The sequence below is a fragment of the Clostridium ljungdahlii DSM 13528 genome (assembly GCF_000143685.1).
Classification (GTDB): domain Bacteria; phylum Bacillota; class Clostridia; order Clostridiales; family Clostridiaceae; genus Clostridium_B; species Clostridium_B ljungdahlii.
The window spans coordinates 693,318-711,828 of record NC_014328.1 but is presented as its reverse complement, the minus strand read 5'-3'; the positions used below and the strand labels follow the sequence as shown (position 1 = coordinate 711,828).

The window sequence follows — 18,511 nt, the reverse complement described above, 5'->3', positions numbered from 1 at the left end:
GATTTAGTTTTTACACAAATCTATACCCATTTTCCCTTTCTATGTCCATTGTTTAACAACATTTTTAAAACTTAATTCCAGAACCATTTCTCCAATTTTCATTTACTGTACTGCTTGATGATAGTGCACTGCTAACTTGATATAGTATTTCACTAAAATATTTTTCTGGAACTTGGCTTAAGGAAAGTAAATGCTGTTCCTTTATCTCATCATATATGTAACTTCCTCTTTTTACTGTACCTGCATTATAAAATCTCAATATATAAATTGTCGTATCTTCATTTTCATAGCCAACAGACAATCCTTCAAACTTCAATTCAACTCCTATGCCCAAGCTGTTATCTTCCTTGTAAAATTCATAGTATCCTCCTGCATCCTGAATAGAACCTCTATACCAGCCATAGTTCATTATCTTACCTACAAGCGATAGACCATTTACGATTTTCCCTCCAAATCTATCTACATATTTCATTTTCTTTTCTTCTTCAGTCATAGTAAATACTTCTCTATCCAATTGTTTAATAGGCTGTACAATTTCATAGTCTTCAAGCTGTTCCTTCCAAAGATTTAAATCCTCTCTAGAAAGTTCAAGAGGATGCACAAGTCCTATGCTTGATTTTTCAGGTACTTCAAATTCATCTTCATCTTTAGTATTAAAAGTTCCATCTTCCATATATCTAAATGTATCTACTAATTTTGAATTTTCATAGATTCCCCATATAAGTCCTATTGAAAATTTATGCATAATAGGGTTTTCAACAAATAGTTTTATCCATGCTTCTTTTGTCCACTTTCTTTCATTTGAGAGTGCCAAATCCATTCTAGTAGTTTGAACTGAAATTGTATTTTTCAATTGCTTTTTAAATGCTCTAAATTCACTACGTGCTTCCTTTGCTTTTGATTCATCATCTTTTTTGCCTGGTGAAGGCAAGTTTTTAAGTTTCTTTTCATTTTGATCATATACTTCTACACTTAAATCCGCAGCAAGTCTTACAATAAACTTTCTACTTCCATAGTCAAATATTCTCTCTCCACTTGCATTAAATCCTAAGTTCGGAACAACTTTATCAGAAAGTTCTTCTCTATCTACTCCCATTTGCTCTGCAGCAAAATCAAGTGCTTCTGCTGCTGCTTTTTTAACCTGCTTGAACTTGAATTTTCTTGAGATACCATCAACTATTAAAAGTGCAGAAGAACCCCCATTTAAAGCTAGAGCCTTAACTGCCTGACTTGCTATGGCACCTCTTGAATTCTTTGCCCAATCATTGATACACTTTTGCAGCTTCATTACAATTTCTTCTCCGCCATAAATTGATGAAAATCCAGGCACCCATCTCTTTTTAGCTTCTGCACCTTTTTCAAACCACCTATCAAAAACTTCATTTGCAAATAATTTCAAGCTATCTCTATTTAACTTTTGAACAAGCCTGTCTCCATCGACACTCTTGCCTATAGTATTTGATGCTGAATAGCAAAGTAAAACGGCCTTTAAATAGTCCTCTTCACAGTAATTATTACTCTCTTCTAATTTAACTTTAGGTAATGAATCAAATTCAAGCCATGAAAGTGAATTCTTTTTATTGCCTTTAAGTAAATCTTTTATAAATTCCTCACCTTTTAATTTTTCTTTGTCCATGCCTTTTTGTTCAATTCCCAAAACCTCCATAAGTAAGGCTCTTATTTTCTGACTCTTTTCAGCCTCCAGAGTATAATTTAAACATTCTTTAATGAGCTTACTTCTTTCTTCTTCAATGCCTTCCTCATTTAACCATTTTGATAAAATTCTTATAGCAACTTCTCTTTCTCCCTGTTTCTTGGCCTTAAGCTTATCAAGCACACCTTCCATATATTTAAGATTGCTTGAACTATTTGTAAACAACTCTACTATCTTTTCCTTAACCTTTTTTGAGCCATCTCCAAACTTATCTAAAACTACTTTTATATTTTCTTCCTTTTTCACTTTAAATATATACTCTAAAAATACACATCTTCCATCTGCTGAAATATTATCTATATTTTTAACAACTTCATCTTTATCTTTTACCACAATATCTTTTAAAACAGTATGAAGTGCTGCTGCTTTCCTACCCATATAATCATAATCATTTATAATATTATCTATAAGTTTCATCTTTGCCAGGATAGGTACACTGTACTTTCTAAGTATATCAAATATTTTATGAAACTTTTCACTGCTGTACTCTGTTCCAGTGTTTCTCTTATAATCTGATGAAAGTTTTACAATATAATTCTTATAACCAACTGCTGCCATTACTGAAACTACTCTTTCATATAAATTAATACCTCCGCCTAAATTTTTGCATAAAATATTCAGTACTTCTATTAATTCATTATTCATTCTCCAATAACTTGTATTTTGTGGTTCTATTGAATATAGTGTGTTTTTCACATTTTCAAAGGAAACATCATCTCGTAAAAATGATTCTACTACACTTATATCCCCTTCATTTACTTTATCTTCCCTAAGAACTTTTGAAAACACATTTATACAATTTTCCTCAAGAGTTTTTATATAATTTGATTTTTCATCACCATCAAGCATAAATGACATTAAATAATTTTTACTGGCGCCTTCTGATAAGCTTATTGCTTCTTCAAAGGACTTCTTGTTCTCTTTTAATTTTTTCTTGAGTATTTCTGATGCCGTTTCATTACCTGCAAACTTTTCTGCATACCAGGCAACATGGTATTTTGAAGGTATTTCAAATAACATATCCATATTATTTACAGTGTCAGAATAACAACTTGTAACAGGTAAAATACTATATGCTGAATTTAAAGCATCTCTAAAATTTACTCTTACAAAAAACTGAAACATCTTCTTTAAAGTTGCAGATTTATCTGCATTTAATGCTGAAAATCCAACTAAAAATTTAAATAGGTAATCACTATATTTATATCCTTTAACTTCATCAATAATATTTTCAAGAAGTGCGTAGTCATTTTTTTCAATGAACATTTGAATTTTTTTTACCAAATCATCAGGCATTTTATTATCATAAAGGTTGTCTATAGAATTTGTAAAATCATCTTCTATGTCCTTTAAAAATTCATAATACTTGTCATTTTTTTCTATACCTTTATATTTACAATATATTGAACAGACTACCATCTTTTGATTTACATCCAAGTACTCACAAGCCTTTATTACATCCTCCGGACTTTCCCTGCACATATCATATATTGTTTTAAAATTTTTATTGTCTAATCTGCTATAGTCATATGCCAAACGGTTTACATAAACTATAAGAACTATATATTTTTCAACTCCAGCTTTTATAAGTTCATTAACCGTATATTCAGAAATCCAGTAACTAGATTTAAGTATTACATAGGTCACGCTTGCTTTTCCCATTTTAAACAAGATATTTATGTATTTTCTTATATATTCATTTGACTTGTATCTTCTTATAGAAGTATATGCTTTTGCAGCCTTACTCAATATATCCTTTGAAATCGAGTTAAAATCAACCTCAGGAAGCATATTTAAAAATTCATCTTCTTGAACTTCATCTTCTAAATAATCTTCTAGAGACCCCAATGCATCCTGTGATACATTTAGTTCCTCAAGTACATCCTCAATTTTATTAAGTAAATGTTCCTTTATATTCACACTATCCACTCCTAGCTGCTTATTTTTGTCTTCAAATTTAATATATTCAATCTCTTTTTACAAATTATACAGTACTCATTTAGTTCACAATATTCTTTAACACATTCACTATAGTTGAAATCAAATGAATGTCTTTTTGATTTCAACTTATCATGTATACTATTTAATTTTTGAGAACCATAACTCATTCCACAACTTTCTAAAACAAGTCCAAGCCTCAAAAATTCATCTATTACAAAATCACTAGGTGTATTAAATCCACTAAAAAATAATTCTTGAATGCTTTTTTGGACTTCATCTATTACATTAAGTATCTGTTTACATTCGTTCATATACTCACCACCAATTTACCATTTATAGTGTTAAATTTTCTACTTGTCCAGTATCATCATAATAAGTTATAGGATAAAATACGAGCTCCTCACCATCTATATAAATTCTTCCAAAAATATAATGTGATCTGTTATATTTTATAACTCTTTCAATTCTTCTTATCATATATTTTGTATCCAAGGAGAATTTAATAATAATTTTACTGCAGTTATTAAACTTATCATAAATTGGTACAGAAAATTCTTGAGTTACATCATTAAAATCCACTTCTCCAAATTTATCTATTTGTAAAAATATTAAATTATACTCTTGATCTTTTTCCCTCTTGTCTAAAAATATCCTGTCTAAAATTTCATTCCAGTTATCATAATCATACTTTTCAGTATTTAATTTAAAAATATTACTTTTACCTATTATTGTCCCATTTGATTCACTGCTTGAAGATATCCTATTTTGTGAATTAATTTTGCCGTGAATTAATTTGAAACTTATATTACTTAATTCACAAATACTACAATTTAAGTTCCATGGAGCAGGTTCATTAAAAGATTTCCTATAATTAACATCATCATAATATGTAGGTAATGCATTTGTATATGTATAAATTTGTCCATTTTTACTTTCTAAAAAATAATATGTAATTCCTTCATAACCAGAATTGCTTTTCCACTTTTCAGCTGCAAAACCATGAAATTCTACAGGTGGAATCTCGTAATATGAACTTTTAAATTCACCAACAAGCAAACTCAATTTATCTAAGTCTTTTACATTTTCAAGTGAAATTGCCCTTGTATAAAGAGATGTTATTTTATTTACTAGATTTTCTTTAACAAAGGAAGCATTTTTATTAAAATAGAGAGAAATTTCCTCTCTAATATCTCTTACACTTTTTTCAAAATTAGGGAGTTCATAATTATGACATATAACAGCTAAATTATTCAAACTATCCATGATAGTAACTGGCATTCTAGAAAGACCAGCTATAAGCATATCTTCAACTGCAAATTTTATCTTAAATGAAGCCTCTTTTAATTTTTGTTCATCAAAACCTTCTGATGTTTTTGCAAAAACTTTAAGCTCTTTTAAATTCAAATAGCCTTTTTTCAATTTGTATAAAATCAACGCTTCAGCTTTATGTACACATAATTCCTTGGATTTGCAAGTGCATGTTGAATTTTCAATGTTACCCAAGAACTTCACCAAAGTATTTTCGTCTATAAAATTGACTTCTATAATAGAACCTTCTTTTATTTCAAAATTCACTCCAAATTCTATTCTTTTAATTATGTCATTCAGATTTTTATCTCCTGTCTTTTTCTTTATTGTATCTATGGAAATTTCTTTTAAAGCTAAAAACTTTTCCTCTTCTTCAGATTGACTTCCACAACCCTGTATATCAAATAACTTTTCCTTATTTTTCATCAAATACAAATAACACATTATGACATGCTTACATATGCTCCTTGACGGACAACTGCATTTATAACCTTTTATATTTTCATTTATACTGCAGGTTATATCATCAAATTTAAATTCAATGCTATTATTCTTTACTTCATATTCTATATTTGAAACTTTGGACAAATCCTTATCTGCTCTCTTTGTAATACCTTTATTGCTGATTCCAGCAAGATAATCTGCATCCATGCTGTAAATAAATTTTCCAAGTTCTTTTAAGAAATTATCTTTGCTATCCAATCTGATAACCCCCCCGGTGTCATAGCTGCAACTTCTGCTCCAAGTGAAGCCATTTTTAAAGCAGCATTTTTATCATATGAAGGCGATGCCTCTACATCAAGAGCTGTTAAAATAATGAGCTTTGCTCCACTTTCAACAATGGACTTTGCCTTTGCATACATATTTCCATAACCATATCCCTCATATAAATCCGTAACTAGAACAACCATTGTCCTATGAGGATTTTCAATTAACTTTTCACAATAAGTCATAGCTTTAGTTATATTAGTTCCACCACCAAGCTGTACACTCATAAGTGTTGTAACAGGATCATCAATATATCCACTTAAATCAACTACTTCCGTATCAAATATAATGAGATTTGTTTTAAGCATAGGAAGTTTTGAAAATATACCAGCCATAATTGCACTATGAATCACAGAATCTAGCATAGACCCACTCTCATCTACTGCAATTATTATATTCCATGGGTTGAATTTTCTAACATTCTCATTAAAATATATCTTGTCCACTACGAGTCTCTTTTTATCACAATCATAGTTTTTTAAATTTTTCTTTATAGTCCTTTTAAAATCTATATTTTTAGAAGACTTTAAAGTTGTGGATTTATTTTTATTTACCCTACCCGTAATTGATCTTTTAACATCATTTTCAAGTTTCTTTGTTATATCCTCTGCTACCTTTTTTACAATGGACTTGGCAGTATCAAGTACATCACCTTTCATAAGGTGTTTCATCTGTAGTATATTTTTTAAAAGCTCTTTATTAGGTTCTAATTTTTCCAAAACTTCTTTATCCGTTAAAAGTTCTGTGAGATTATATTTTTCAATTGCATGCTTTTCAAGTACTTCAACAGTCTCCTTTGGAAAAAGTTCTCTTATTTTAGTTATCCATTTAGGTACAGTCAAATTTGATGGTGACGTGCTCCCACTGCTTTTACCTCTCTTAACTCCATCTTTTTCGCTGTATTCTCTTGAATATAAAAAATCCAGTAAGTCATCCATTTCCATATAGTTGATACCTGAATTGCTATCTTCAAATGGAATTTTACCATCTGCATATTTTCCAAGTATCAATCTCCATCTATTTAAGCTGACTAAACTTTCCTTCATAGGTTATCCCTCCTCTTCTGCCATTTTTTTAAATGCTCCACTGCATATTGTCCCAAAGTTACCTTAAACTTTATATCTTATTCAATAAGCAGTAATCCTTATTTGTAGAAGATAAGCCCTTAAAACTTTCTAAAATCTATATATTTCATATTTAGGATATCCAACTGCTGTTTTCAATTTATCTCTAAATAATTTTTTAATTAATTTTACTGAAGATGCATAGATAATTTTATTTTCTGTTCCATCCTCATATCTTTGTACAGTTAAGAAAAGCTCCTCATTTTTATCCTTTAAATAGGTACTGCAGCTATCACAAGCCTCATCTATCTGTATCAAAGAATATTCTTTGTTAGCTTTCCATTCATTTAAATTACTTTCCTCAAAGCTTGCCCTAACCCATTTCCCAAGGCTTGTTTTCTTGTTCTTTTAATTTTATTTTTACATATGGTTTTATAGTTTTTCTATTTTGTCTTTAAATTTTTCTAAACTCTCAGGTAATTCTATATTAAAATTTTTCATTATATTCCTCCATTATAATTTTCCTTAATAAACTTCACTTATATACTTAAAATTCTAAAATCATATCATACCACTTAGCACCACCATGAACTGATTTAGATACTCCTTTATTTTTGTAGCCAAACTTCATGTAATAATGAATAAGCCTTTCCTTACAAGTTAAAATAACTCCCTTTCGGCCTGATGATCTTGCTGTTTCTATCATATGCTTCATTAACTTTGCTGCAATTCCCTGATTACGATACTCTGGTATAACATCCAATCCAAAAATGGTTTGATAGTGTCCATTTGGAACATGAAGTGTAGAATCTTCAAAAAGTTCATCACATATAACAGTCTCATTTATAATGCATCCATTAATAAATCCAACTATTCTATCATTTACTTCTGCCACAAAAAAGCTTTCTGGAAATGTTTCTATACGCTGCTTAAAAGACTCTTTTGTAGCTGCTTCTGCTTTTGGAAAGCAAATGCTTTCCACTTCTGCTACCGAATTTAAATCATCTATAGATACCTGTCTAATTTTAATCTCCATATTAATCTTCCTTTCTTTATATGCATACTTAAGTCCAAAATAGAATAACTGCATTCATATTATGCCACTTTGCTCCATTTTCTCAGCTGCATATTTATCAATTTCCGATCCAAGCTTTAAAATTTCAGGTGAAATAACTTTAAGTCCATCAAAATGAACTTTACTCACCTTATAATTTTTTGCTACTTTTTCTCCTATTTCATCTACTTCTCTAGGTATAAAATAGCTAAATGCAAGCCTTAACTGTGGTATAATTCTTATAAAATCTTCATCTTCAACTTCATTTATAAACTTATCAATTGACTTTAAAATAGAACCTTCCACAAAAACTAAATCTCTTGCAGTTGAAAACAATCCATTTAAAAAAGACGGTGCTTTTAGTGCTTTTTCCTTAGTACCAAATATATATCCTTCCACAGACTTTGCTGCTTCTTCTGATTTAAGTTCATTTAATCCATATAGTATTCCAGATGCTGCTCCTTCAATTCCTGCATTTATAGAATCAAATCTTAGAAGCGAAAATAAAGCTTCTTTTAAAAGTGTGTCATCTAAATCTAATTCTCTTTTCACTACAATGTTAAATACTTCTTTCAGAGAATTAACTCCTTTTAAAGCTTCTTCTTCATTAATTGAAGCCATATCTGGAATCAATATGCATATTTTGCTGTACACGTAAAAAATTATATTTTTTACTTCATTCATAGAATTCATGAAATATAATTCTCTCATTGTGTAAATGTAATTTAAATAATAAAGGCAATTTATTAATGAATAGATGCTGCTATCTTCCGCAATAATATCTTTTAGTTCATTTATTGTAGAATTAAAAATTTCATCAAGCCCCATGTTAAATGATAAAACTAATAATCTTGAAATATTTTCTGCACTTCTACCACATTCATTCATATTCTTTTTTATAAGAGACGTAGATGCTTCTTTTAAGGTTCCTCCATAAACTGAATTTTCGATTAAAGCTGCATCAACTTGTGTGTTCCATTTATAGTACCAGGTTTCCCTTATTAAATTTACATCTCTCTTTAAAAAAATATTTGGTCCTTTTATTAGCCTAGAAAAATTAGTATTTAAAAATGCCATCCTATGCATTAAACAACTTATTTCTCTGTGTCTTTTTGATGAAAATATATCAAGTGAAATTTCCTGTTTTATAGTAGTATTTATCTTGAGCTTGTATTTAGCACAAGTGTCTTTAAAATCATGTACAAGAGGCGGCACATCTGCCTCCCTGCAAAGCTTGCCAATTTTATTTCCAGTTAAATCTTTATATAAAATTTTAAGTGGATCTTCTGTAGATATATTTAAGTCTCCTTTTATAAAAGATGAAGTTATACTGTCTATGAGTTCATACACTCCAGGCTGCCGCTTCCCCCTAAGATTTGAAAGTCCCTGGGCCATATCAAACGCACATATTTCATCAAAAGTAGAAAGACATCCATCATTTTTTCTAACCTTTTTACCATTTTGAATAATATTTGAAAGTACAGAATTCTTATATGCAGTTTCATAACTTTCATTTAATCTTTTCCACACACCTTCATAAAAATTGGGAAAGGGCATTCCACTTGAATATCCATTTAACTGATCAAGTGCTTCCATAGAGTATGGCATAACGTATACTCCTTTATCCTTTTCATCAATTTTCTTAATTCTAAATTCAACTTTTTTATTCAATAAATCTATTATTCCATATGTATGAAATCCACCGGTGATTACTAAAACTTTGTTATATACGCTGCATGCTTCTTGAATTTTAGATGCCATAAAAGTTTCCCTGGCAACACAGCCTTCACTTATAAGATCTTCTTTTGTGCTGCACATTCTTGAAAGATAACAATAAGAAAGCATATTTTTCACAAAATCTTCTTTACTTATATAAAGTCCCTGAATTTCAAATAGCTTTTCCCAAAACTCATTAAAACTTCTGCAGCCTTCTCTTTTGCACAATTCTTCTATAAATTTGTTTTCTTCAAGAAAATAATCATCATTGTAACTTAACTTATCTTCTTTTTTCAGAAGTCCCTTACCTTTCTCACTGTTTATAAGTATGTCAGCATAAGATAAATCAATAAACCTAGTTTCAACGTTTTTCTTTTTGCCTTCTCTAATTCCAATAAGTTCTGGTGAATAATCTAAAAAGGGATAATAACATCTATATTTTCCCCTTGTATCATCTATAAGTCCTTTTGAATCTGAATAAGAATAGTAAATAGCAAAAGGAGGATTACTATCTTCATGTGACAGTGAATCCTTTATGTTATTTCCATCTATAGGTCCTTCAATTAGTATAATTTCCGGTAAATATTCTTCAATTGTATTTCTTAAATGATACGAGCATGCTGGACTATGATGTCTTACAGGAAAAAATACAAGGTTTGACCTTAAATCAAAGGCGGCATTAAATAGTTTATTTATTTTATCCATTTCCTTGCTTCGTAATAACTTTTCCATAACTCCCCACCTTCTGCAGCTTTTGATTTAACTACAACATTAAAATAACTTTTAATCTTTTCAAGATCATCTCTACTTTCCTTTAAAGCAGCACCCATTATATTTTGGGCCATAGAATTGAGGTTAATCTTCGAATCTCCATAGTAATAAGCTGTTATCATTGTCTGGTAATAAACAGATACGGCTTCTGCTGTACTCATAACTGAAGAAGGCTTATCTATCCTTATACCATTTGAAGATATTCCTTCTCTCAGCTCATGGAAAGTTGAGGCCAAAAGTTCTACAACATCCTCATCCACTTCCATTTTTATGTTGTTTTGGTTTTTAAGTTTTTCAACTTCATTTACTATTATTTTTGCTTCCAGTGAAACATCTTTTATAGGAAATATGGTTTCAAAATTAAATCTTCTTTTTAAAGCACTACTCATTTCATTAACACCTTTATCACGTGTATTTGCAGTACCTATTACATTAAATCCAGGTTTTGCAAATAGTAATCCTTCACTTTCACCAAGTTCTGGTATATTAAGTACCTTATCACTTAATATACTTATTAAACTATCTTGAATTTCTGATGGACACCTTGTTATCTCTTCAAATCTCGTGATAATTCCCTTCTCCATTCCAACAAAAAGTGGTGCTTTAACTAAAGCTTCAGATGTTGGTCCTTTTGCTAAAAGCATTGCATAATTCCATGAATACTTAATCATATCTTCAGTAGTTCCAGCTGTACCTTGAACAGTGTTGGTGCTGCAGCCACATATCGCCGCAGATAATAACTCAGATAACATTGTTTTTGCAGTACCTGGTTCTCCAACAAGCATAAGTCCTCTATTTCCTGCAAGGGTTATAATACATCTTTCAACCAGAGAATCATTTCCAAAAAACTTTTTATTTATGTATATTTTTTTATTTCTATATGTTAAAGGTTCTAAACTTCCGAGTATAAATTTTCTCACAGCTTTTGGTGACAGTATCCAATTTTCTGGTTTTATTCCATCATCATTTTTCTTTAAAGCTGCAATTTCTTCTTTATACAAAACCTCTACTGGAGGTTTTAATATCTTTTCTGTCATGAAACCACTCCCATTCTTTGCTAAATTTACATTATGGTTATATATCGTATATTTATTACTGTGACTTAAAACTGCACAACAAAATATAGTATAAAAAAATAATTTTGCATATAAACTATATGCAAAATTATTTTTAACTTAAAACTTTATAATTCTTGTGTTTTTTCTAATTCATGAGTCAAATTTATGATTCTATCATTTAAAACAGGGTGAATAACATAAGGTGCAATATCTGACAATGGCTTTAAAACAAATAATCTCTCATGCATTCTTGGATGGGGAAGTATAATCTTTTCTTCTGATGTAACTAAATTATCATATAATATTACATCCAAGTCTATAGTTCTAGGTCCCCATTTTATTATTCTCTCCCTTTTTAATTTTTTCTCTACCTCTAACAAAAAATCCATTAAATCTTCGGGCTCCATTAAGGTTTTAACCTCTAGAGCACCATTTAAAAAATTATCCTGATCTAAATATCCCACAGGTTTAGTTTCATATAATTTAGATACTTTTGTTACATTATTATAATGTGAAGAATCTATTATATCTACGGCATCTTTTATATTTTTTTCTTTATCACCTAAATTAGAACCAATTGAAATATAAGCTGTATGCCAGCGCCTATTTATTTCTACCGCTACCCACTTTAATGGCTTTCCTATAGGCGCCCAGGGCTTTTTTATTTTAACTGTCACTTTTTCTACTGCTATATATTTTTTCAATATAAAATTAGCTAGTGACTCTGCAGACTTTTCAATAAGATCATATTTTTCCCTTTTAAATTCTTCCTCTACTTCACAGCATAATTTAGCGTAATTAATAGTTTTACTCAGGTCATCACTTTTTCCTGCTTCACTTAAATTTAAAAATATTTGTAGTGATATAAGAAACCTCTGCCCCATATCTTTTTCAGCTTGATTTACGCCATGATAGGCATATACTTCTAAATCCTCTACATATATGATATCCATACAAAACATCCCCTAACTAAAACCAATTAATATTCAATACTATAGTTTTTCTTTTCATCTGGCCAATTACACTCTGAAACAGCTTTACACATAAAACAATTTCTACATGCTTTGTCACTATCATAAAATATACTTTGAAGTAAACTATCAGAATCTTTTTTTCTGTGATTACTTATCAAATCAAATATTTCTTTTTCTTCTTCATTGTCAAAGCCGCACTCATCCAAAATATCTTTTCCTAACTTAATACTAGCTAATTCATGAGGTATACCCTCTTCATATTGCTGCCATCTTCCTATATCATGCAGCAGAGCAGCTGCATATATAATTTCTTTTTTTACATGAATATTTTCTTCCAACACTTTTATATAAGTAATTCTAGCCACATCCAGTAAATGTTGAATATTGTGTTTACAATACTTTCTACTTTCTTCAAGCTTATTAATTTTAGATAAATAGGTACAAAACTTACGGTTTTTTAAAATAGCATTAACTTTTTCCAAATTCAGCACCACGCTCTATTCCATATTTATCATTCTATAAACTTCATCCCTAAGTCTAGGTTCACTTTTAAAAAGTCCCCTAGCAACTGCTGTAACAGTCTTACTTCCAGGTTTTTTTATTCCCCTCATAGTCATACACATATGCTCCGCTTCAACTACAACCATAACTCCCTTAACTTTTACATATTTCATCATTGCATCAGCAATTTGAGCAGACATTCTCTCTTGAAGTTGAAGTCTTTTTGCAAAAACTTCAACAGTTCTAGCCAGTTTACTTAATCCTACAACTTTGCCATCAGGTATATACGCTATATGTGCTTTTCCGTAAAATGGCAGAAGATGGTGCTCACACATGGAGTAAAATGTTATATCTTTTTCAAGTACAATATCATCACTATCTACAGTAAATACTTTTCTCAAATGCTTTTCAGGACTTTCATCCAATCCTTCAAATATCTCTTTATACATTCTAGCAATTCTATCAGGCGTCTCAACCAATCCTTCTCTTTCAGGATCTTCTCCTATAGCTTCAAGCATCATTTTTACTGCTTCTCTAATCTTTTTTTCATCCATGATAAATGTATATTGAGTTTAAAAAAGCTTACCCAATATTTCTCCTTCCCCTGAAACATACTTAGTTAATTAAATATCAAGATTATATCATTTAAGCTGGCATTGCACAAGTGATTTAATTCACTTAGCAGAGCTACCTTCTTATTATTGCATCTGCCATTACTGCAGCTCTTTTGTTTTCCTTTACATCATGAACCCTTACAAAATCACACTTTTTCATTATTCCTATTACTGTAGTAGCTACAGTTCCTTCTATTCTTTCATTTACCGGGAGATCTAATGCCTTTCCTACCATTGATTTTCTAGAAGTTCCTAAGAGTACTGGATATCCTAGTTCTGAAAGCCTTTCTAACTGATTCATAACAGCTAAATTTTGTTCATAATCTTTAGCAAAACCTATGCCTGGATCTGTTATTATATTTTTGGGGTCAACTCCAGCTTTTAACGCTATATCTATGCTTTCCTGTAAATCATTTAATACGTCATTCATCAAATTTGTATAATTTCTATTATCTCTGTTGTGCATCAAACAGCAAGGAACTCTATAATGTGCAGCTACTTCTGCCATATAAGGGTCTCTTTTAAATCCCCAAACATCATTTATTAAGGATGCTCCTGCTTTTATAGATTCTTCTGCAACTTTTCCCTTATATGTATCTATAGAAATAGGAATGTCTACACACCTACTTAATTTGCCTATTATTGGAATAACTCTTTCTAGTTCTTCCTGCTCAGATACAGGATCATAGCTTGGTCTTGTAGATTCTCCACCTACATCTATTATATCTGCCCCTTCTTCCTCCATCTGTTTAGCATGTTTTATAGCCAGCTCTATATTGTTAAATTTTCCGCCATCAGAGAAAGAATCTGGTGTAACATTAAGTATACCCATAATGTAAGTCCTTTTTCCTATTTGAAAATCTTTTTTGCCTATTGTAATTACTTTATCCATGATATCCCCTCTTATCATTAAATTCAAAACTTTTATTGAAATCGTCTCCAACATTATAACATATTTTACTAAAAACATACATAATAGATGACTATTTAATTGACTTTAAATATGACACTTTCCTTATGTATTACCTCTTTTTACAAGCTTCAACTTTTGCATGGCAAATTTCCCTAGGTTTCACCTGACATATAATCATACCTGCAAGCATAAGGCCACATCCAAACATTGCCCTTAAACTTAAATATTCATTCAAAACTAAAAAACCTCCAATAGCTGCAAAAACTGATTCCATACTCATTATAATAGCTGCATGTGTTGGTTCAGCATTTTTTTGTGCGACAATTTGCAATGTATATGCAATTCCCACTGAAAATATACCACCATATAGAATAGGTATTGCAGCCTGTAAAACTCCACTTATTGTTATACTTTCAAATAAAATAGCTGTTATTAAACTTAAAACCGAACAAGTTATAAATTGAAAAAATGCCAGTTTGAGTGTATCAAACTTTTTAGAAAAAATATCTATTAAAATTATTTGAACCGCAAAGAAAAAGGCACTTCCAAGTTCAAGTAAATCACTGTGTGATATAAAAAAACTACTTGTAACGCATAAAAAGTATAATCCTACCACAGCAATTAAAGCTCCAATCCATGAATTCAGCCCTATATGTCGTTTTAAGAACATACCCATAATTGGAACAAATACAATGTACAATCCAGTTATAAAAGCAGCTTTTCCTGCTGTAGTTCCTATAAGGCCTACTTGTTGGAAAGAAGAAGCTAAAAACACTATTAATCCTGTAAAAAGTCCAGATAAAAATACGCTTTTAAAACTTTTATTTTTTTCTTTATTTTTATCCTTTTCTTTATAAAATATTATAAGTGGAAGTAAAGAAAAAGCACCTAGTCCAAATCTTACTCCATTAAAAGTAAACGCACCTACATAATTCATACCCACTCTTTGTGCTACAAATGCAAATCCCCATATAGCAGAGGTTATTAAAAGCAACATGCTAGATTTTAAAACACCTTTATTCATATTTCACATCCCCTTAAAAAAAATCGTCACATCAATAAGTTTTCTTTTATACGAAAAAAAAGCCTCACATATAACTTGAAGCTTTTTTAATATAAACTTTTGGTGGCCAGACCAGGAATCGAACCAGGGACACGAGGATTTTCAGTCCTCTGCTCTACCGACTGAGCTATCTGGCCAAAAAAATTACCTGGCAGCGACCTATTCTCCCACAGGGCCTCCCCTGCAGTACCATTGGCACTGTGAAGCTTAACCTTCCTGTTCGGTATGGAAAGGGGTGTTACCTTCACGTCATTACCACCAGATTTACTATCAAAAATTGCTATTTCTACTAATTTCCTTATATATTGTTTTTTTCTTCGCTACAATTTAGTATTATACTGTATTTTTAGCTAGCTGTCAATACTTAATAGCAAACTTTTAAAAAGTTCAAAGAACAAATATCAAAGTTTAAATAAGAAATTCCTCATCATCTGTTATTTTTTATTTGCTATTTGTTCTTTGATAACCTACATATTAAATATTAACTTACTTAAGATCATCAGGAAGAACCCAATATCCTTTAGAATTATGTGTCTTTATGTAATTCTTAAAATCTTGTGATTTATAAGCTTTTATTATATCCTGTGCCCATTTAGCATTTTTATTTTTTCCATCCACTGCAACAGTTATATAAAGATCATCTGAAAGTGTTTCTGAAATAAGTGCTTTCGATGCATCTATTTTTGCCATATATTCAATAGCCCCTGGAAGTACGGCATAATCTGCTTCATTCATAGAACGTGGTATTTGTGAAGAATCCATTTCAATTATTTTTATGTTATTTTTATTCTCAACTATATCTTTTTGAGTTGCAAGTGTCTTTACTACACCTGATTTTATCTTAATCCATCCTGCTTTTTCAAGTAATGCATAAGCTCTAGCTGCATTTGATGGGTCTTTAGGAATAAATACTTTATCCCCCTGCTTAACTTCACTCATTGATTTATGCTTGTTCGAAAAAATTCCTGCCCTCACTGTTGGTATTTTTATTATAGAAACAAGATTTGCCTTTTTCTCCTTATTATACGCTTTAACATAAGCATTATGTTGTGCAACGTTAAAATCAACACTTCCTTCTGTCAGGGCAACCTCAGATGAAAGAAGTTCCGAGAAATTTACCAAATTAACCTTATAACCTTCTTTTTCAAGAATAGGTTTTACGCCTGCGTTAAAAAGATCGTTGTAAGGTCCAGGAGAAACTCCCAGCTTTATCTCTTTCTTTTCGCTTGAATCACTGCTATTTTTTGATCCACATGCTGACAATCCTATTGCCGATGTAATTATAAGCAGTGATGCTATAGTAGTTTTTAAAAATTTTCTTATCATTATGTTCTCCCCCTTAAAATTTTTAATTTCTTCTTACTTTTCTAGCTATTACATTACCTATTGTCTGTATAAATTGTACAAATATTATAAGTAAAATTACCGTAATAACCATTACTTCTGTATCAAATCTTTCATATCCATAGGATATAGCTACATCTCCTATTCCTCCACCGCCTACAGTTCCTGCCATTGCAGTAGCCCCTATAAGACCTATCGTAGCAGTAGTAAGTGAAAGCACAAGTGATCCCATTGCTTCAGGAAGAAGGAAATGCCATATTATCTGAAAAGACGTAGCACCCATTGCCTCTGCAGCTTCTATAGTTCCACTATCTACTTCCAAAATAGAATTTTCCACAAGTCTTGCAATATAAGGAGTAATAAAAATAGTAAGAGGAACTAGTGCAGCACTCGTACCTATAGATGAACCTACTATAAGTTTAGTAAAAGGTACTATTGCAACCATCAAAATTATAAATGGCAAAGAACGAAATATATTTACAATAGGATTTAAAACATTATAAATATATTTATTTTCCAGTATTCCATTAGGCCTTGTTACTACCATTAATACTCCCAAAAGAGTTCCTACTACAGATCCTATTAAAAGTGGTATGAAAATCATGTACAGTGTTTGTAATATTGCAGTATAAATCTGCGATATAGTTATAGTCTGCATTTTATGCCACCTCCTCTACTAAAATATTTTTACTTTCAATATATTTAACAATTTCTTCAGCTAAAGTAGAATCACATTCGAGTTCTATTACCATATTTACCATAGGTGTGTCCTGAAGTTCTGTAACACTTGCATTAAGCACGTTTATTTCAGCATTAAATTTTTTCGTTGCCATAGATATCATAGGTGTAAGTGTTGAATTTCCCATAAATTTAAGCCTAAAGAATTTTCTATTTTGACTATTCTGTCTGTTGTTTTTAATAAGATTTAATATGCTTATTGGAATATCGTCATTAGTTACACTATGTACAAAATCTTTTGTAACTTTTTCTTTTGGATTTCCAAAAACATCTATTACTCTTCCCTTCTCTACTATCTTTCCTTTCTCCATTACAGCAACTTTGTTACAAATTTTCTGTATTACATTCATTTGATGGGTTATTAGCAAAATAGTAATATCATATTCTTTATTTACTCTTTTTAAAAGTTCGAGTATTGATTCCGTAGTTTGTGGATCTAAAGCAGATGTAGCTTCATCACATAATAGTATTTGTGGATTTGTAGCAAGTGCCCTGGCGATCCCAATTCTCTGCTTTTGTCCGCCTGATAGTTCATCTGGATAATTTTTTGCTCTATTATCCAGGCCTACAAATTTGAGAAGATCATTTACCCTATTTGATATTTCATTTTTAGGAACATGATCAAGAATTAAAGGAAGAGCTACATTTGCAAAAACAGTTTTTGAATTTAAAAGATTAAAATGTTGAAAAACCATTCCTATTTTTCTTCTAGTACTTATAAGCTGCTTTTTATTGAGTTTACTAATATCTTGCCCATTAACAAGTACACTTCCAGATGTAGGTTTTTCAAGAAAATTAACCATTCTTAAAAGCGTACTTTTTCCTGCTCCACTAAAACCTATAACTCCATATATATCTCCTTTATCTACTTTTATGTTAATTCCTTTCAAAGCCTCAATTTTCATACCATCCCTATTAAAGGTTTTATACACATTTTTTAAGTCAATCATCTCACGGATTCCTCCTATAA

General features: G+C 30.6%; 16 protein-coding genes, 1 tRNA gene, 1 rRNA gene and 1 pseudogene. All 19 read right to left on the bottom strand.

Going from position 1 to position 18,511, the window contains the following annotated elements; translation table 11 throughout:
* Positions 1-64 precede the first annotated feature (64 nt).
* The 19 genes and pseudogenes from CLJU_RS03170 to CLJU_RS03085 all read right to left on the bottom strand — a co-directional run bounded on the left by CLJU_RS03170 (position 65) and on the right by CLJU_RS03085 (position 18,491).
* Positions 65-3,634: a DUF4132 domain-containing protein gene (locus CLJU_RS03170; RefSeq protein ID WP_013237321.1), complete on the bottom strand. Its 3,570-nt coding sequence runs from the start codon at positions 3,632-3,634 to the stop codon at positions 65-67.
* Positions 3,635-3,645: 11 nt separating this feature from the next.
* Positions 3,646-3,966 (bottom strand): hypothetical protein, encoded by a 321-nt coding sequence (locus CLJU_RS03165; protein ID WP_013237320.1) that lies wholly within the window; start codon positions 3,964-3,966, stop codon positions 3,646-3,648.
* Between the two features lie 22 nt (positions 3,967-3,988).
* Positions 3,989-5,665, bottom strand: a complete 1,677-nt coding sequence (locus CLJU_RS03160) for an SWIM zinc finger family protein (RefSeq protein WP_041705028.1) — start codon at positions 5,663-5,665, stop codon at positions 3,989-3,991.
* Positions 5,641-6,777 carry a VWA domain-containing protein gene (locus CLJU_RS03155; RefSeq protein ID WP_013237318.1) on the bottom strand — a complete coding sequence of 379 codons (1,137 nt, stop codon included), beginning with the start codon at positions 6,775-6,777 and terminating at the stop codon, positions 5,641-5,643. The genes CLJU_RS03160 and CLJU_RS03155 overlap by 25 nt, the downstream gene beginning before the upstream one ends.
* Before the next feature lie 129 nt (positions 6,778-6,906).
* Positions 6,907-7,113, bottom strand: a complete 207-nt coding sequence (locus tag CLJU_RS03150; RefSeq protein ID WP_013237317.1) for a hypothetical protein — start codon at positions 7,111-7,113, stop codon at positions 6,907-6,909.
* A 64-nt stretch (positions 7,114-7,177) separates the two neighbouring features.
* A pseudogene (locus tag CLJU_RS23270) lies at positions 7,178-7,296 on the bottom strand (YwqG family protein); the annotation flags it as partial.
* Between the two features lie 46 nt (positions 7,297-7,342).
* Positions 7,343-7,831: a GNAT family N-acetyltransferase gene (locus CLJU_RS03145; RefSeq protein ID WP_013237316.1), complete on the bottom strand. Its 489-nt coding sequence runs from the start codon at positions 7,829-7,831 to the stop codon at positions 7,343-7,345.
* Between the two features lie 54 nt (positions 7,832-7,885).
* Positions 7,886-10,297, bottom strand: coding sequence for a DUF5682 family protein (locus tag CLJU_RS03140; protein ID WP_041705027.1), 2,412 nt, complete (start codon positions 10,295-10,297; stop codon positions 7,886-7,888).
* Entirely contained in the window at positions 10,258-11,373 is a 1,116-nt protein-coding gene (locus CLJU_RS03135) for an ATP-binding protein (RefSeq protein ID WP_013237314.1), read from the bottom strand. Before CLJU_RS03135 ends, CLJU_RS03140 begins: the two co-directional genes overlap by 40 nt.
* A gap of 146 nt (positions 11,374-11,519) precedes the next feature.
* A complete protein-coding gene (folK, locus tag CLJU_RS03130; protein ID WP_013237313.1) occupies positions 11,520-12,347 on the bottom strand; it encodes a 2-amino-4-hydroxy-6-hydroxymethyldihydropteridine diphosphokinase in 828 nt (275 codons plus the stop codon).
* Positions 12,348-12,373: 26 nt separating this feature from the next.
* Entirely contained in the window at positions 12,374-12,850 is a 477-nt protein-coding gene (locus CLJU_RS03125) for an HD domain-containing protein (RefSeq protein ID WP_013237312.1), read from the bottom strand.
* A 15-nt stretch (positions 12,851-12,865) separates the two neighbouring features.
* Positions 12,866-13,423, bottom strand: coding sequence for a GTP cyclohydrolase I FolE (gene folE / locus CLJU_RS03120; RefSeq protein ID WP_013237311.1), 558 nt, complete (start codon positions 13,421-13,423; stop codon positions 12,866-12,868).
* Positions 13,424-13,556: 133 nt separating this feature from the next.
* Positions 13,557-14,375 carry a dihydropteroate synthase gene (folP, locus tag CLJU_RS03115; RefSeq protein WP_013237310.1) on the bottom strand — a complete coding sequence of 273 codons (819 nt, stop codon included), beginning with the start codon at positions 14,373-14,375 and terminating at the stop codon, positions 13,557-13,559.
* Between the two features lie 130 nt (positions 14,376-14,505).
* The gene (locus tag CLJU_RS03110; RefSeq protein WP_013237309.1) at positions 14,506-15,420 is read right to left on the bottom strand and encodes a DMT family transporter; all 915 of its coding nucleotides are present in this window, start codon (positions 15,418-15,420) and stop codon (positions 14,506-14,508) included.
* A 100-nt stretch (positions 15,421-15,520) separates the two neighbouring features.
* Positions 15,521-15,596: transfer RNA gene (locus CLJU_RS03105), tRNA-Phe, on the bottom strand.
* A 9-nt stretch (positions 15,597-15,605) separates the two neighbouring features.
* Positions 15,606-15,722 (bottom strand): 5S ribosomal RNA (gene rrf / locus CLJU_RS03100).
* Between the two features lie 223 nt (positions 15,723-15,945).
* A complete protein-coding gene (locus CLJU_RS03095) occupies positions 15,946-16,785 on the bottom strand; it encodes a MetQ/NlpA family ABC transporter substrate-binding protein (RefSeq protein WP_013237308.1) in 840 nt (279 codons plus the stop codon).
* A 22-nt stretch (positions 16,786-16,807) separates the two neighbouring features.
* Positions 16,808-17,461, bottom strand: coding sequence for a methionine ABC transporter permease (locus CLJU_RS03090; RefSeq protein WP_013237307.1), 654 nt, complete (start codon positions 17,459-17,461; stop codon positions 16,808-16,810).
* A gap of 1 nt (position 17,462) precedes the next feature.
* Positions 17,463-18,491: a methionine ABC transporter ATP-binding protein gene (locus CLJU_RS03085; protein ID WP_013237306.1), complete on the bottom strand. Its 1,029-nt coding sequence runs from the start codon at positions 18,489-18,491 to the stop codon at positions 17,463-17,465.
* Positions 18,492-18,511: the final 20 nt, after the last annotated feature.

Coding starts and splice junctions, on each gene's coding strand:
- CLJU_RS03145 (WP_013237316.1), bottom strand. CDS start 7,831: ATGGAGATTAAAATTAGACAGGTATCTATAGATGATTTAAATTCGGTA.
- CLJU_RS03155 (WP_013237318.1), bottom strand. CDS start 6,777: ATGAAGGAAAGTTTAGTCAGCTTAAATAGATGGAGATTGATACTTGGA.
- CLJU_RS03110 (WP_013237309.1), bottom strand. CDS start 15,420: ATGAATAAAGGTGTTTTAAAATCTAGCATGTTGCTTTTAATAACCTCT.
- CLJU_RS03135 (WP_013237314.1), bottom strand. CDS start 11,373: ATGACAGAAAAGATATTAAAACCTCCAGTAGAGGTTTTGTATAAAGAA.
- CLJU_RS03085 (WP_013237306.1), bottom strand. CDS start 18,491: ATGATTGACTTAAAAAATGTGTATAAAACCTTTAATAGGGATGGTATG.
- CLJU_RS03095 (WP_013237308.1), bottom strand. CDS start 16,785: ATGATAAGAAAATTTTTAAAAACTACTATAGCATCACTGCTTATAATT.
- CLJU_RS03140 (WP_041705027.1), bottom strand. CDS start 10,297: ATGGAAAAGTTATTACGAAGCAAGGAAATGGATAAAATAAATAAACTA.
- CLJU_RS03165 (WP_013237320.1), bottom strand. CDS start 3,966: ATGAACGAATGTAAACAGATACTTAATGTAATAGATGAAGTCCAAAAA.
- folK (WP_013237313.1), bottom strand. CDS start 12,347: ATGGATATCATATATGTAGAGGATTTAGAAGTATATGCCTATCATGGC.
- folP (WP_013237310.1), bottom strand. CDS start 14,375: ATGGATAAAGTAATTACAATAGGCAAAAAAGATTTTCAAATAGGAAAA.
- CLJU_RS03090 (WP_013237307.1), bottom strand. CDS start 17,461: ATGCAGACTATAACTATATCGCAGATTTATACTGCAATATTACAAACA.
- folE (WP_013237311.1), bottom strand. CDS start 13,423: ATGGATGAAAAAAAGATTAGAGAAGCAGTAAAAATGATGCTTGAAGCT.